Annotated in this window: 17 protein-coding genes; 14 read left to right on the forward strand and 3 right to left on the reverse strand. The window is 46.5% G+C overall.

Going from position 1 to position 13851, the window contains the following annotated elements; all coding sequences use genetic code 11:
* Window positions 1-112 precede the first annotated feature (112 nt).
* Entirely contained in the window at window positions 113-1705 is a 1593-nt protein-coding gene (gene serA / locus HI950_RS01845) for a phosphoglycerate dehydrogenase (protein ID WP_169081851.1), read from the reverse strand.
* Window positions 1706-1945: 240 nt separating this feature from the next.
* On the opposite strand from serA, the gene HI950_RS01850 reads away from it, so the two are divergent.
* Window positions 1946-2272, forward strand: a complete 327-nt coding sequence (locus HI950_RS01850) for a rhodanese-like domain-containing protein (protein ID WP_169081850.1) — start codon at window positions 1946-1948, stop codon at window positions 2270-2272.
* Window positions 2273-2293: 21 nt separating this feature from the next.
* On the opposite strand, the gene HI950_RS01855 is transcribed toward HI950_RS01850, so the two are convergent.
* Window positions 2294-3214, reverse strand: a complete 921-nt coding sequence (locus HI950_RS01855) for a hypothetical protein (protein ID WP_169081849.1) — start codon at window positions 3212-3214, stop codon at window positions 2294-2296.
* A 112-nt stretch (window positions 3215-3326) separates the two neighbouring features.
* Between HI950_RS01855 and HI950_RS01860 the strand changes: the two genes are divergently transcribed.
* On the forward strand, window positions 3327-3920 hold the full coding sequence (locus tag HI950_RS01860; RefSeq protein WP_169081848.1) for a CPBP family intramembrane glutamic endopeptidase: 594 nt from the start codon (window positions 3327-3329) through the stop codon (window positions 3918-3920).
* Window positions 3917-4150: a hypothetical protein gene (locus tag HI950_RS01865; protein ID WP_169081847.1), complete on the forward strand. Its 234-nt coding sequence runs from the start codon at window positions 3917-3919 to the stop codon at window positions 4148-4150. The genes HI950_RS01860 and HI950_RS01865 overlap by 4 nt, the downstream gene beginning before the upstream one ends.
* On the opposite strand, the gene HI950_RS01870 is transcribed toward HI950_RS01865, so the two are convergent.
* On the reverse strand, window positions 4140-5000 hold the full coding sequence (locus HI950_RS01870) for a polysaccharide deacetylase family protein (RefSeq protein ID WP_169081846.1): 861 nt from the start codon (window positions 4998-5000) through the stop codon (window positions 4140-4142). The genes HI950_RS01865 and HI950_RS01870 overlap by 11 nt on opposite strands.
* 177 nt (window positions 5001-5177) lie before the next feature.
* Between HI950_RS01870 and HI950_RS01875 the strand changes: the two genes are divergently transcribed.
* The 11 genes from HI950_RS01875 to rpsA all read left to right on the forward strand — a co-directional run bounded on the left by HI950_RS01875 (window position 5178) and on the right by rpsA (window position 13816).
* Window positions 5178-5501 (forward strand): hypothetical protein, encoded by a 324-nt coding sequence (locus tag HI950_RS01875; protein WP_169081845.1) that lies wholly within the window; start codon window positions 5178-5180, stop codon window positions 5499-5501.
* 202 nt (window positions 5502-5703) lie between these two features.
* A complete protein-coding gene (locus tag HI950_RS01880) occupies window positions 5704-6318 on the forward strand; it encodes a genetic competence negative regulator (protein ID WP_169081844.1) in 615 nt (204 codons plus the stop codon).
* A 137-nt stretch (window positions 6319-6455) separates the two neighbouring features.
* Complete coding sequence (locus HI950_RS01885) at window positions 6456-7706, forward strand: Glu/Leu/Phe/Val family dehydrogenase (RefSeq protein ID WP_169081843.1); 1251 nt, start codon at window positions 6456-6458, stop codon at window positions 7704-7706.
* Between the two features lie 15 nt (window positions 7707-7721).
* Window positions 7722-8417, forward strand: a complete 696-nt coding sequence (prsW, locus tag HI950_RS01890; RefSeq protein WP_169081842.1) for a glutamic-type intramembrane protease PrsW — start codon at window positions 7722-7724, stop codon at window positions 8415-8417.
* 74 nt (window positions 8418-8491) lie between these two features.
* Window positions 8492-8653, forward strand: coding sequence for a hypothetical protein (locus HI950_RS01895; RefSeq protein ID WP_169081841.1), 162 nt, complete (start codon window positions 8492-8494; stop codon window positions 8651-8653).
* Window positions 8654-8756: 103 nt separating this feature from the next.
* Window positions 8757-10112 carry a germination protein YpeB gene (gene ypeB / locus HI950_RS01900; RefSeq protein WP_169081840.1) on the forward strand — a complete coding sequence of 452 codons (1356 nt, stop codon included), beginning with the start codon at window positions 8757-8759 and terminating at the stop codon, window positions 10110-10112.
* 61 nt (window positions 10113-10173) lie between these two features.
* A complete protein-coding gene (locus HI950_RS01905) occupies window positions 10174-10824 on the forward strand; it encodes a flagellar brake protein (RefSeq protein WP_317618281.1) in 651 nt (216 codons plus the stop codon).
* A 54-nt stretch (window positions 10825-10878) separates the two neighbouring features.
* Window positions 10879-11076, forward strand: a complete 198-nt coding sequence (locus HI950_RS01910; RefSeq protein WP_169081838.1) for a hypothetical protein — start codon at window positions 10879-10881, stop codon at window positions 11074-11076.
* A 171-nt stretch (window positions 11077-11247) separates the two neighbouring features.
* Window positions 11248-11916, forward strand: coding sequence for a (d)CMP kinase (cmk, locus tag HI950_RS01915; protein WP_169082236.1), 669 nt, complete (start codon window positions 11248-11250; stop codon window positions 11914-11916).
* A 3-nt stretch (window positions 11917-11919) separates the two neighbouring features.
* Window positions 11920-12498, forward strand: coding sequence for a lysophospholipid acyltransferase family protein (locus tag HI950_RS01920; RefSeq protein ID WP_169081837.1), 579 nt, complete (start codon window positions 11920-11922; stop codon window positions 12496-12498).
* Between the two features lie 82 nt (window positions 12499-12580).
* Window positions 12581-13816 carry a 30S ribosomal protein S1 gene (gene rpsA, locus HI950_RS01925; protein WP_169081836.1) on the forward strand — a complete coding sequence of 412 codons (1236 nt, stop codon included), beginning with the start codon at window positions 12581-12583 and terminating at the stop codon, window positions 13814-13816.
* Window positions 13817-13851: the final 35 nt, after the last annotated feature.

Consider the following 13851-nt stretch of genomic DNA (forward strand, 5'->3'; position numbering starts at 1 on the left):
CGGGAACGCTTTTTTTGTAGAATACAGCAGATAATTCTTGTTGCTCGTGAAACAAAAAGAGCCAATCGGTTACCCCGATTGGCTCTTTGTCGCATTTCGTTACCTGTAATAATTAAAACAGGGTAATTTCTTTAGCTGTGTTCAGCTCAGGCATGCTTGTAAGCTGCTCAAGCACATTTTTAGGCGTAGCTTTGTCGACTCTCAGCACCATAATGGCAGATCCGCCAACAAGCTGACGACCTACTTGCATCGTAGCGATGTTAACGTCATTATTGCCAAGCAGTGTTCCTACGCGTCCGATAATACCCGGTTTATCGTTATGCGAGATAAGAATAAGGTTTCCTTCTGGCGTAACGTCGACAGGGAACTTGTCGATCTGAACGATGCGAGGACCGTAGCCCGTCAGCAATGTACCCGATACAACGCGTTCTTCTTTCTTCGTGCGTAGAGATACCGTTACTAGGTTAGTGAAGTCTTTTGACGCGTGCGACTTTTGAATGACGATATTAACGTCGCGCACCTTCGCAAGATGCAGCGAGTTGACGACATTGACATTCTCGGAGCCTAGGTGATGAGCCAGCACTCCGCGAACGATATGGCGCGTAAGCGGCTGTGTATCAACCTCTGCAAGCTCACCTGAATACCCAACAACGATTTCAGTTACTGCGCCCTCAGTCGATTGAGCAATGAAGCTGCCAAGCTTCTCGCCAAGCGTAAAGTATGGCTGAAGAATGCTTTGCAGATTTGCCGGAATCGGAGGCATGTTCACCGCATTGATAAACGGCTCGTTGCGAAGGATGTGCAGCACCTGCTCCGATACGTCAATCGCGACGTTCTCTTGCGCTTCTACTGTAGACGCGCCAAGATGTGGTGTAACGATTATTTTCGGATGTGTAAGGAAAGGGTGATCCTCAGCAGGAGGCTCTACTTCAAATACGTCAAAAGCGGCGCCAGCAACAATTCCAGCATCAACAGCGTCAACCAAGGCGATTTCATCAATGATGCCGCCGCGCGCGCAGTTTACGATACGCATGCCTGGCTTCATAACTTCAAATTGCGCTTTGCCGATCATGTGACGAGTTTCAGGCGTTAACGGTGTATGCACCGTCATGAAATCAGCGTTGCGAACGATCTCGTCCACGCTAGCCAGCTTCACGCCAATTTTTTCCGCTCTTTCTTCCGTCATAAACGGGTCGTAGCCCATAATATCCATACCGAAAGCTTTTGCGCGTTTTGCAACTTCGCTGCCGATACGGCCCATGCCGAGTACGCCAAGCGTTTTGCCGCGAAGCTCTACGCCCAGGAACGATTTGCGATCCCAAGTCCCGTTAACGGTTTTCATGTAAGCTTGCGGGATGTGACGGGCAACCGCCATCATCATGGCAAAAGTATGCTCGCAAGTTGTAATGGTATTTCCGTCTGGCGCATTGATTACGATAATACCGCGCTGTGTTGCGGCTTCAAGGTCGATGTTATCGACGCCGACGCCTGCACGTCCAACAACTTTGAGCTGTTTGCCAGCTTCCATAATTTTTGGTGTTACGCGCGTTTGGCTGCGAACAAGCAACGCATCGTATTCGCCGATTATGGCGATCAATTCGTCTTCGCTCAGTCCAGGTTTTTTGTCGACTGCGACATCTGACGCATCAACAAGCTGCTGAATGCCCAAATCGCTGATTGGATCGGAAACTAACACTTTAAACATGTGAAGTATGCCTCCTAAATTGGGGCGAAGCTGTAACGCCTCGCTTAATATGAACAGAAAAACCCTCTTCCCGGCACCGATATGCAGCAGCGGGACGAGAGTTTGATCATCGATCTTAGACTTTACTATTTTAATGCAAGGCAGTGGACAAAAGCAATCCTCAAACTTGCTGAATTGTGAAAATTTCGTTATGATTCAAGCATCATTAGCTACATATTACGACAAAGGGGACCATCATTCATGAATAATTGGCAAGATATGACTCCTCAACAGCTGCTTGAATTGCTGGAGAATGGACAGATTGATAGGAAACAAATCATAGATGTGAGAGAAGCGTTTGAATGGGATTTTTATCATTTAGAGCCTTCGGTGTTGATCCCAATGAATTCGATCCCTACACGTATGGGTGAAATTGATGATTCTAAGCCTATATACATCATTTGCGCGCATGGCGTACGAAGTGCTGCGGTTTGCAACTACTTAGAAGAACAAGGCTACAGCGGCCTCCACAACGTTACCGGTGGGATGGCTGCTATAGCCTCGTTAAATGGATTTCAATACGATTAGTTGTTGCATCGGTTATGTTGGCTAATCGGTTTCAGGATAGAAAAACGGAAGCTGAGGCAGAAGGGCTTGCTGGTACAGTCGTGATTTGCTTTCCGTAAAATCGCCAGAGCGGACGGCCTCAGTATTAATAAGGAGATCTACGACCGCGGATAAGGTGTGTATCTTCATCTTTGCAGCTTGACCGGATAGGACGAAATCGTCAACACGGCTGGTCAAGTCTTGCGGATAGTAGGAAGTAAGCTTTTTGCGCGACATGAGCTGATCGGCTATCAGCTTGTTTTTGATCGTAATGGGAAGAGCTTTCCATTGCTTTAGCTCTAGAAGCGCAGGTGATTTGAAATCCCCTGGAATGTCAAGATCAACGGTTGCTGACCACTTTAGCATAGCTGAATAATAGGCTTGCTGCGCGCTAAGCGCAAATTGAGAGGCGGAGAGATACGTTTTCTCCTGCTCAACATTTTTCTTAAGCTCATTGAACGATAATGTTTTTGCGCTGATTGCCGCTTTGTCTGCTGCTTCTTCAAACAGCTTCAGGCTTCGAATATAGCTAACCTGTGATTGTCCAAGCAGTGGAGACTTTTGCATGTCGATCGAACTGGCATCCTTAGCTTTCTCTTCGGCAAGTTTGGCTAAATCCTTGAACATGGAAGTGGCTTCGCTTGTTTTTCCTTGCGACAATTTATTCATGGCTGCGAACCATTCGTTTTGAAATTCACGATAAGGCAAAAATACAGTATGATAGAAAGAAACAAGATCTTGCTGCTGGTAAGGGGTTACCGATGCGGTCGACTTCTTAGAGCCAACATCCTCGGTCACATATTTTGCTTCTGTCTTTTCCGTACCGATTTTGATGCCGTAAAAGAATGCTCCAACCGTACAAACAAGCATAAAAACAAATCCTACACTAAATAGCATTGCGGTGGTCGTTAATCTTTTTTCCATTTCTTTCTTTATCTCCTTCTATGTAAAAAAAATTATGCTGTCGAATTGTTCTACCAGTATAGGTGAAAAGGTCGTAAAAGAAAATATGAATGATTCAGACAGGCGGGAAGCTATGAAGAAATTTGATATTCGAAAAATTCGCATTCGCAAGGTGTCCGTTGATGATCTCGATGACCGTATGCTCCTTATTAATTTATACACAACTCAAGCGGTTACTTTTATTATCGGTTTGATATGGATTTTATTTCAGCATCAAAATGTGATTCGATTATTTACGCCTCCGAAGGAGCTTGCCTTTGTATACTGGGGACTTGGACTCGCTGCCGCCGTTATCGTTGTAGATCTTCTGATTTCCCGGTTTGTTCCTGAAGAAGCGGCTGACGACGGTGGCGTGAACGACCGAATCTTCCGAACGCGTCCAGTCTGGCATATTGCTGTTCTTTCATTCGTAGTCGCGGTATGCGAGGAACTTCTCTTTCGCGGGGCGCTGCAGCATGCCATTGGTCCCTATTGGACAAGCATCATTTTTGCTACGATACATGTAAGGTATTTAAAGCATTGGATTCCAACGGGTCTCGTTTTCTCGATCAGCTACGGCCTAGGTTGGATCTATATGCAATCAGGCTCTATATTGGCGCCGATTATCGCTCATTTTCTAATTGATTTCATAATGGGGTTAATTATACGATTCAGGAGGGAGTCATGAGCAGGAAAGAGAAATTTGGAAGCTCGAGGGGAACAAGACAGCATGAAATGACGGCAGAGCCGTCCATCACCGGAACGGGTTCCAATGAAGGTGGGGCTCTGCCGCCAAGGCGAAGAAAACATCCTTCCAGCTTTAATAAAGTAAACAAATGGTATTATAATCTTTTATTTTTATTGTTCGTTTGTTTGGTGGGGGGCTTATTCTGGTACGGTCTGAAATTCAGCGAATAAGCTCGATAGTAGCCGGATCAATAAATCCGTAGCCTTTGCTCTCTAGTGCCGTCAACAATTCCTCAAGCGCATCGGCTGTCCATTGCAGCTCATGCATCAAAATATTGGCTCCGGGATGGAGCTGCTCGAGCACGTTTTTGATGACCACTTCCGGCTTATCCTTAGCCGTTTTATCCCAATCAAGGGAACCATTTGACCACGTCATGTAGAGCATGCCGTGGTTTTTTGCCGTTTCCTTCACGACTGCTCCGCCTGAGCCGTAGGGCGGTCTGAAAAATAATGGCTTTTGTCCGATTAAGGCATCAATATCAGATTGAACGTCCCCGATTTGTTTTTCAACGACAGCTTTGCTTTCTTCTTTTAAATTAATATGGTCCCATGAGTGGTTCCCGATAGTCTGTTCTCGCTTTTTGATCAGCTTCAGAAGCTCAGGGTTTTGCTTGATCCGATAGCCGTTGACGAAAAAAATGGCTTTCGCCTTATGCTTATCAAGCGTGTCGAGAATGCTTGTCAATACCGCTTCATCTTTCGGCCCGTCATCGAAGGTAAGCAATACGACCTTGCTCTCTGCGCCTTCCACGATCGGTACAAAGCGGTAGGCTTCGCTCATCCGGTATAAAGGAGCCTTCGCCGTCTCCTCCTTGCTGACAGGAGCTTCCGTTTCGGCAGGCTGTGTCGTTTCCGTTGTATTTTCATTATTATCAAGCGTTGTAGGAGTTGGCGAAGCGGCAAGCTGCGCCGTAGCTTCGGCTTCTCCTGAAGCAGGAAGATTCTCGTCAGGCTGTGAAGTGCAGGATGCCAGCATGGCTCCAATAAGCAGGATACCGATCGGTAGTGTGATTCGCTTCATTGTGAAGAACCTCCATAGCCAAGTTGTCATTTAAGCTAAATCGACATTATTGTATCATATTTGCCTAATCGTAGGGCTAGAATGATTTCCTTATTTTATATGGAATGAGGGTCTGTTCCGGCGGTCAAACTAACACCTGAATACACAAGATGATCTAGGAAAGAGGTGTTCGCGATCATGAAGATGAGTGGTTTTTTGGTCGGAGGATTAATTGGTGCGGCTGCTACCGTATATGTCTCGCGCAGGAAGCCTGGAGCAGTGGCATGGGCTGCAAACGCGTTGTCGGATGCTTGCTCGTCGGTGGCTCGCAAATCGGTCTCGAAAATCATGAGCAAATCGTTTAAAGAGGAGGCGGTTAATCTAGCCCCAAAGCATTCAGACGATACCGGCGTAAAATCCGAAGCCGCTTGGGGACAAATTGAAGCAATCGTGAATAGTGACCCCGCCCTAAAGCGTGAGACGGATAAGATCAAGGCGGAATCGTCTGCGGTTGCCCATTAAAAACAGAGCAAGATAGCTGAATCGTTGGACGTTAAGCAGTGATGCGAAGCGGCCAAACGATTCTTTTTTTTCATTCAATATTAGTGCATTCGAGGAAAAGAAATGATAAAGTAGTTACATAGCATGATTTGGTCAATTTGATCACATCTTTCTAAAAAATTCATACGTTATTACAACAGATGCTGCAGAGGAGGATCCTGTCATGAAGATCGAACGACTGAGCCAGGATAAGATACGGATTTTCCTGACGTTCGACGACCTGCTGGAACGGGGGATCCAGAAGGACGACATGTGGCGCGAAATTCCAAAAGTACACGAACTATTCAGTGAAATGATGGATCAAGCATATAGTGAACTTGGATTCGATGCCAGCGGCCCATTAGCGGTCGAAGTGTTTGCCCTCCCCGCTCAAGGTATGGTAGTGATTGTCACCCGTGGCAAAATGAACAGTCATGCAGTTGATCGGGCAACCGAAGATGACGACACGGAAGACGAAATATATGAGATGGAAGTTACGCTTGAGCAGAGCGATGTCGTGATGTACTCCTTCCGAGAATTCGAGGATGTCATTTCGGTATGCAAGCAATTGCAAAGCTCCACTCTCACCGAGGATGGACGTTTGTATTCCTATAATGGCAAGTATATATTAGCGTTAGAGCCTGCTTTGATCGATGCTTCCAGGCACAACGCTGTTATCGCGTTGCTTGCAGAGTATGGTGAAGCAACTTCAGTAACCTACGCGATGCTTGAAGAATATGGGAAAGTGATTATGCCCGAGTCGGCGGTACGGGAAATATGTAATCATTTTAAATTTTAAGCGAACAACATGCTAAGAGCATCTGCAGGCTGAATCTTGTCTGCATGATGCTCTTCTTGTATGTTAACTTAGATTAAAAAGGGAATACAGTAGAGTAAAGGCGCCCATATTAGATGTAGACAAAGGCGGTGGATGTAATGAGTGATAAAGAAGCAAATGATGTGCTGAAATCTACTCAAATCGTAATTGAGCAAGCGCTGCGAAGACTTGGCTATGATCAAGATATGATTGACCTATTGAAGGAGCCGATGAGGCTGCTGACTGTACGTATTCCGGTAAGAATGGATGATGGCACAACTAAAGTTTTCACGGGATATCGCTCTCAGCATAATGATGCCGTTGGACCAACGAAGGGCGGGGTGCGCTTTCATCCAGCCGTCTCGGAAAATGAGGTTAAAGCTTTATCCATATGGATGAGCTTGAAATGCGGAATCGCTGACCTGCCTTATGGCGGCGGCAAGGGGGGCGTCATTTGCGATCCGAGGACGATGTCTTTCCGCGAAGTGGAGCGATTAAGCAGAGGTTATGTACGAGCTGTCAGCCAAATCGTAGGCCCAAGTAAAGATATACCTGCGCCGGATGTCATGACGAATTCGCAAATTATGGCATGGATGATGGACGAGTACAGCCGTATCCGTGAATTTGATTCCCCGGGCTTTATTACTGGCAAGCCGCTTGTGCTTGGAGGCTCCAAGGGAAGAGAGACCGCGACGGCGCGCGGCGTCGTAATCATGATTCATGAGGCGCTGCGCCTCAAAGGGATTGAGCTGAAAAATGCGCGAATCGTTATTCAAGGCTTTGGAAATGCGGGAAGCTACCTTGCCAAATTTATGCATGAGGCCGGTGCGAGGGTAATAGGTATTTCCGATGTGAACGGAGCATTGTATAATGAAGAAGGGCTCGATATAGAATATTTGCTCGATCGACGAGATTCCTTTGGCAATGTGACGAATTTATTTCCTAAGACGATAACGAATTCAGAGCTGTTAGAGCTTGATTGCGATGTACTTGTACCCGCGGCAATTGAGAATCAAATAACGGAGCTAAATGCTTCGCTTATTCGTGCATCCATCATCGTAGAGGCTGCGAATGGACCTACTACGCTGGAAGCAACGCGCATTTTATCCGAAAGAGGCGTGCTGCTGATACCCGACGTGCTAGCGAGCAGCGGCGGCGTTATCGTGTCCTATTTTGAATGGGTGCAAAATAATCAAGGCTATTACTGGGATGAACAAGAGGTGGATGATAAGCTGAAGCTTATGATGATCCGCGGCTTCAACCACGTGTACGAAATACACCGCACCCGAAAGGTCGATATGCGTCTTGCCGCTTATATGGCTGGCGTGCGCAAAATGGCCGAGGCCGTTCGGTATCGTGGCTGGGTGTAAGAAAGTAGGGACGAAATGCTTTTGTTTTCCGTTTTGACTGCGGCCGTTGCGCCAGGCGTTTCGCTGCTTACTTATTTATATTTGAGGGACCGCTATGAAGCGGAGCCGATTCATATGGTTGCCCGAATGTTTGTGCTCGGCATACTGGTTGTCGTGCCTATTATGGTTATTCAACGCGGGTTGCAGCTATGGCTGGGAGACCATTCGGTTTGGTTTGCATTTGGCGAATCGGCAGGCGTTGAGGAATTTGTAAAGTGGTTTGTGTTGTATCACGTCATATACAACCATACCGAGTTTGATGAGCCATACGACGGCATCGTGTATGCCGCTTCGATTTCGCTCGGTTTCGCCACGCTCGAAAATGTTCTTTATGCGATTTACTCGCCGGCCACTTTCGGTACGCTTCTTGTAAGAGCGCTGCTTCCGGTGTCAGGCCATGCCTTGTTCGGCATCATGATGGGCTACTACTTAGGCAAAGCGAAGTTTGCCCCTAAGCATTTGAGCAAGTATTTTATAGCGATATCGCTTGTGCTTCCGGTATTACTGCATGGCACTTATGACTGGATTATGATAACGGTACGCACCAATTGGATGTGGTTCATCATACCGTTCATGATCGTTCTATGGATATGGGGTCTGCGCAAAATGAATCATGCGAATTCCCGTTCTCCCTTTCGTTTTCTTGTCCGCGAGGATGAGATTAAACTGTAGCTGATCCGTCCATACTTACATTATATAGAAATGCCTGAAACGACGGCATTCGAATAATGGCTGAGGAGGGGCATATGGAGGCTGCAAGGATTAAGGTTACGATCCGGTGCAATGTTTGCGGGGAAAAATTTGTTCTGCGCGGACGCAGAGACAAAGACTCGATTGATACTGGTTTCAAGCAATGCATTTGCAATAACGCAAATGATCTCGATATCGAAGAGCACAGCGTATTTTGAACAAAATGAAAGCTTTATTACAATTAAATAGATGGATGCATAAAGCTCCCTTGGGCAAACCAAACTAAAACCAGGTTTTGCACAAGAAAGGAGCTTTTGTATTATGTACCATCGACTCAGCTCGATCCTGTTTCCGGTTATGTCCCTGCTTTTTCTCGGCGCTATTTACTGGGGCTATCAAGAGCATCAAGAAAAAAACTCGATATTGATAAAAGCCGAAAACCAGTATCAACGTGCGTTCCACGACTTAACCTATCATGTCGAGCAGCTGCATCAACAGCTTGGTAATACGCTTGCTGTCAATTCCACCTCGCAAAGTTATCATCGTAAAGGGCTTGTTAACGTCTGGCGTTTAACAAGCGAGGCTCAAAATGAAATCAACCAGCTTCCGCTCACGCTGCTACCATTCAATGAAGCTGGAGATTTCTTGTCGAGAATCGCTAATTTTTCGTACAAGACAGCTGTTCGCGATTTGACGAAGCAGCCGCTTACGCCTGATGAATTCAAGACGATGAAGACGCTCTATGCAAATTCCGAGCAAATTTCTAAAAGTTTGGCTGGTATGCAGAAAGAAGTGCTGGCAAACAATTTGCGCTGGATGGACGTTGAGATTGCGCTTGCCTCAGAGAAGTCGAACAATGACAATGTCATCATTGACGGCTTCAAGACAGTGGACAAGAAGGTCGGCGAGTATCCAGAAATCAACTGGGGTCCATCGGTCAGCAGCATGTATCAGAAGCGTACGATCAACATGCTTGGCGGCAAAATGGTAACCGCAGAGGATATTAAAAAGCTTGCCGCAAAATTTACGGATGCGAAGGGCGCAGAGATCCGCGTCGTAGAAAATGCGAATGGAACGGAGTATGCCTCGTATTCCGCAACAGTAAACATGGGCCAAAACAAAAAGCTGCAAATGGATTTTACGAAAAAGGGCGGACAGCTCATTTGGTTTATGAATCCACGCGATATTGGAGAGAAAAAGGTTGATTTTACGAAGGCACAAGCATCGGCTGATTCCTTCCTAAAGAACCACGGCTTCAATAATATGAAGGCGGTCAGCTACGATATGTTCAAAAATATGGGTGCCTTCACCTATGTCAATGTGCAGAGCGGCGTTTTGATTTACCCCGATAAGCTAACGGTTAAGGTCGCGCTCGATAATGGCGAAACGGTAGGCTTGCAGGCCAACGATTATGTTTATGAGCATCACAAGCGCAAGCTGCCTAGTCCGATTCTATCGAAAGCCGAAGCGCGCAAAGCATTAAATCCGGAAATGAAAATACAAAATGAACAGCTGGCGCTGATTGACAATGATTTGGGTGAAGAAGTGCTATGTTACGAGTACATGGGTAAAATCAATGGTTCTATCTACCGCGTCTATATAAATTCACAGACTGGCGTAGAAGAATCGATTGAGGAAATGTCTACTTACGATTCAAAGGCAGCATCCGACAAATAACGATATGGCTCCCCACAATTCGACGTGTTATAATGCATGTAAATGGGGGGGAGCCAATTTGTTGCCTAAATTAAACCAAATGCTGCATTTTCAAATCGCTTCTTCGGACGAAGAGGAAGCATCGATAGAATATAAGTCGCGAATAGCCGACGAGCAAGAGGACGGCTTGTTTATAGAGATACCAATCAATGAGAAAACAGGACGTTATAAACGACTATTTCTAGGTGACGAGCTTTCCGTTTATTTTATTTCTTCTGATGGGATTAAAAATTATTTTGATTCTCATGTCGTTGGATTTTTAGAGGACGGCATCAAGCTTGTCAAAATCCGTAGGCCAGAACCAGACCGCATTACGAAGGTACAGCGTCGGAGTTTCCTCCGAGTATCGGCCGAACTTGAAATCGCGGTTAAAATGTCTAATCACGTAAGGTTCGTCTGTGAAACCGATGATGTTGGCGGCGGAGGAATATCATTGATTTGCGATAGCAAATGGCAGCTGGTGCCCGAGCAGGTACTGGATTGCTGGCTGCTTGTTCCTTTTAAGAACGGTGCGATTGAACATGCTTTTTTCCAAGGAGAGATTGTACGGGTTGTCGAGCTCAAGTCCGGCAAGAAGCAGGCGATGATCAAATATGCCAGCATCAATGACTCTGAACGGCAGAAGATTATCCGATATTGCTTTGAGAAGCAGCTTGAATATCGCAATCGATGAATAAATGTTGTGAAACATGGAAAACTACCCTGAAATAGGAAGGGAGCGAGTCATGTGCTGCAACGGTTGTTTCGTAAAAAAAGAAGCCGCAAGCAAATGCTGAATCTAACGGAGGAAGTCAGCAATGTGCTGCGGAAAATCATTATTGGCTTCATCATTTTATTAATATTTTCACAAGCAGCTTTGCAAAATAATACTGTTCGGCATTGGTTAACGGGCGTGGATCAGTGGGAAGGAACCCGCTTGAACTGACGCTCGGCTTTTGCATCTGCGTCTATAGTGTGGTATAATTTTCACGTTCGCAGGCAAAGCCTGCTTTTTTCTTGAGAGGTTTGCGTCGCATTCTTACGTGCATTCGGCCAGCCGTCTCTACTAAAAGGGGGTTGACCTTAGGTGGTGCATCACGAAGGTGACAGCGACCGTATGAACATTGCCATTGACGGGCCGGCAGGCGCGGGCAAAAGTACGGTAGCACGAAAAGTCGCCGAGCAGCTAGGATATGTGTATATCGATACGGGCGCTATGTATCGCGCGGTAACACTTAGCGCGCAGCGAGCAGGCGTGTCGGTAAAGCAGACTGCCAAACTAGCTGAACTAGTAAGATCCTTAGAGATTGAGCTTGCGCCAGGCGAGCAAGGCCAGTCGGTATTCGTGAATGGAGAAAATGTAACCGCATTGATTCGCTCGCGCGAGGTGACGCTTCAGGTGTCTTATTTTGCAGCGAATGAAACGGTACGTGAAGTACTCGGTCACTTGCAGCGCAAGCTTGCGGAACGCAAGGGCGTTGTCATGGATGGCCGGGATATTGGTTCGCACGTACTGCCTAATGCGGAATTGAAAATTTTTCTGACCGCATCCGTTAAGGAACGGGCACTTCGCCGTTACCGTGAAATAGTGGACAGCCAGACTATTAGCCTCTCGCAATTGGAAGCTGAGATTGCACAACGTGATCGCTTGGACGAGCAACGCGACATTTCACCGCTGATCTGCGCTTCTGACGCGGTAGTTCTCGACAGCACCGCCATGACAATTGACGAAGTAATTGCCGCAATTGTGAAATTAAGCCGAACCAAATTGGCGGAGGCGAAGTAAACTATGTCATATCTGTTTTTCCGCTTTATTCTGCGTGTTCTATACACGCTGTTATTCCGATTAGAAGCTAGAGGCACGGAAAATATTCCATCTGCTGGCCCAGTCGTACTCGCCTCGAATCACCTGAGCAACTTTGATCCGCCTACTGTAGGTGTCAAGGTAAAACGCAAGGTGCATTTTATGGCAAAAGAGGAATTGTTCAAAATTCCCGTCTTCGGTCCCCTCCTACGTTCGTTTGGCGCATTTCCGGTCAAGCGCGGCGGCGTGAGCAAGGATGCGATCAAGTCCTCAATCACGATGCTGAAGGAAGGCAATGTGATGGGCATTTTTCCAGAGGGCTCGCGCAACAATCAATCAGGAGCAGCTAAGAAGGGCGCTGCGATGATTGCTATTCGAAGCGGCGCGGCGATCGTTCCCGTTGCGATAATCGGGAAGTATAGACCGTTCAGCAAAATCGTTGTTTGTTATGGCAAGCCTATTGATCTTACCGCAATTATTGAAGAATCATCGCCAGATATGCTTGAACAAGTAACAGACGCTATTATGCTTCGCATTCGTGAGCTAGCTGCAAGCAATCGTTAAAATTATGTTTTAAATGCTGCTTTCGCTCTAGGCGATTGCGGATTTAAATAAAGTTGGGGTTAGAACTGAGGAGGTTATTTCAATGTCAGAAGAAACTAATGTGCAAGAATCCGTGGCGGAAGAAGTAAGCCAAGACGCTTTGGATAATTTCGTGTCTTTGAAAAAAGGCGATTCCGTTAAAGGTACGATCGTCAAAATCGAAGATAACCAAGCTTATGTAAGCCTTGGATATAAATATGACGGTGTTATTCCTATTCGTGAGCTTTCTGCCGTGCAGATTGACAACGCTACGGACGCTGTTCAAATCGGTCAAGAGGTTGAGCTTAAAGTTGTAAGCATCGACGACGAGAAAGAGAAGCTTGTTCTCTCCAAACGTCAAGTCGATGGCGAAAAAGCATGGGATACGCTTCAACAACGTTTTGAGAGCGGCGAAGTATTTGAAGTTGCCGTTGCTGACGTTGTAAAAGGCGGACTAGTGGCTGACGTAGGCGTACGCGGATTTATTCCGGCTTCTATGGTCGAGCGCCACTTTGTTGAAGATTTCTCCGATTACAAAGGCCGCACGCTTCGCGTGAAGGTTAAAGAAATCGATCGCGAAAACAACAAAGTGATCTTGTCCCAAAAAGAAGTGCTTGACGCTGAATTCGAGCAAAGCAAGAAGCAAGTAATCGCTGCACTTGAAGTTGGTCAAGAGCTTGACGGTACGGTTCAACGCCTTACGCCATTCGGCGCTTTCGTTGATATCGGCGGCATCGACGGCCTTGTGCACGTATCGGAGCTTTCGTGGCAGCATGTTGCACATCCGAAGGATGTTGTAGCTGAAGGTCAAGCAGTTCGCGTAAAAGTACTTAAAGTTGATCCGGCAGCTGGCAAAATCAGCCTTAGCTTGAAAGCCGCTCAACCGGGTCCTTGGGATTCTGCTGGCAGCCAATTCGCAATTGGCGATATCGTAACAGGTACTGTTCGCCGTATCGTTCCTTTTGGAGCTTTTGTTGAAATCGCTCCTGGCGTTGAAGGCCTTGTTCACATTTCGCAAATCGCACACCGCCATATTGCAACTCCTAACGAAGTTCTTCAAGAAGGGCAAGAGGTTCAAGCGAAAGTTCTTGACTTCAACCCATCTGAAAAACGTGTTAGCCTAAGCATCAAAGAAACAGAAGAAGCGCCTGAGCAACCTGCTCCTAGCGCTAGACCGGAAAGAGCTCCACGTTCGCCAAAAATCGAGAAAATCGACAACCCGAACGTAAGCTTGAGCAACGAGAGCATGAGCTACTCGCTTGCAGAGCGTTTCGGCGATAAGCTTAAAAACCTTAAATAAATTTTTATTCATACACGAAGGAGCTATTCCTGCGA

Source organism: Paenibacillus sp. PL91, assembly GCF_012935325.2.
GTDB lineage: Bacteria > Bacillota > Bacilli > Paenibacillales > Paenibacillaceae > Pristimantibacillus.

Bases quoted from the DNA above. Each gene is read 5' to 3' on its own strand.
- serA (WP_169081851.1), bottom strand. From the start codon at position 1,705: ATGTTTAAAGTGTTAGTTTCCGATCCAATCAGCGATTTGGGCATTCAG.
- HI950_RS01850 (WP_169081850.1), top strand. From the start codon at position 1,946: ATGAATAATTGGCAAGATATGACTCCTCAACAGCTGCTTGAATTGCTG.
- HI950_RS01855 (WP_169081849.1), bottom strand. From the start codon at position 3,214: ATGGAAAAAAGATTAACGACCACCGCAATGCTATTTAGTGTAGGATTT.
- HI950_RS01860 (WP_169081848.1), top strand. From the start codon at position 3,327: ATGAAGAAATTTGATATTCGAAAAATTCGCATTCGCAAGGTGTCCGTT.
- HI950_RS01865 (WP_169081847.1), top strand. From the start codon at position 3,917: ATGAGCAGGAAAGAGAAATTTGGAAGCTCGAGGGGAACAAGACAGCAT.
- HI950_RS01870 (WP_169081846.1), bottom strand. From the start codon at position 5,000: ATGAAGCGAATCACACTACCGATCGGTATCCTGCTTATTGGAGCCATG.
- HI950_RS01875 (WP_169081845.1), top strand. From the start codon at position 5,178: ATGAAGATGAGTGGTTTTTTGGTCGGAGGATTAATTGGTGCGGCTGCT.
- HI950_RS01880 (WP_169081844.1), top strand. From the start codon at position 5,704: ATGAAGATCGAACGACTGAGCCAGGATAAGATACGGATTTTCCTGACG.
- HI950_RS01885 (WP_169081843.1), top strand. From the start codon at position 6,456: ATGAGTGATAAAGAAGCAAATGATGTGCTGAAATCTACTCAAATCGTA.
- prsW (WP_169081842.1), top strand. From the start codon at position 7,722: ATGCTTTTGTTTTCCGTTTTGACTGCGGCCGTTGCGCCAGGCGTTTCG.
- HI950_RS01895 (WP_169081841.1), top strand. From the start codon at position 8,492: ATGGAGGCTGCAAGGATTAAGGTTACGATCCGGTGCAATGTTTGCGGG.
- ypeB (WP_169081840.1), top strand. From the start codon at position 8,757: ATGTACCATCGACTCAGCTCGATCCTGTTTCCGGTTATGTCCCTGCTT.
- cmk (WP_169082236.1), top strand. From the start codon at position 11,248: ATGAACATTGCCATTGACGGGCCGGCAGGCGCGGGCAAAAGTACGGTA.
- HI950_RS01920 (WP_169081837.1), top strand. From the start codon at position 11,920: ATGTCATATCTGTTTTTCCGCTTTATTCTGCGTGTTCTATACACGCTG.
- rpsA (WP_169081836.1), top strand. From the start codon at position 12,581: ATGTCAGAAGAAACTAATGTGCAAGAATCCGTGGCGGAAGAAGTAAGC.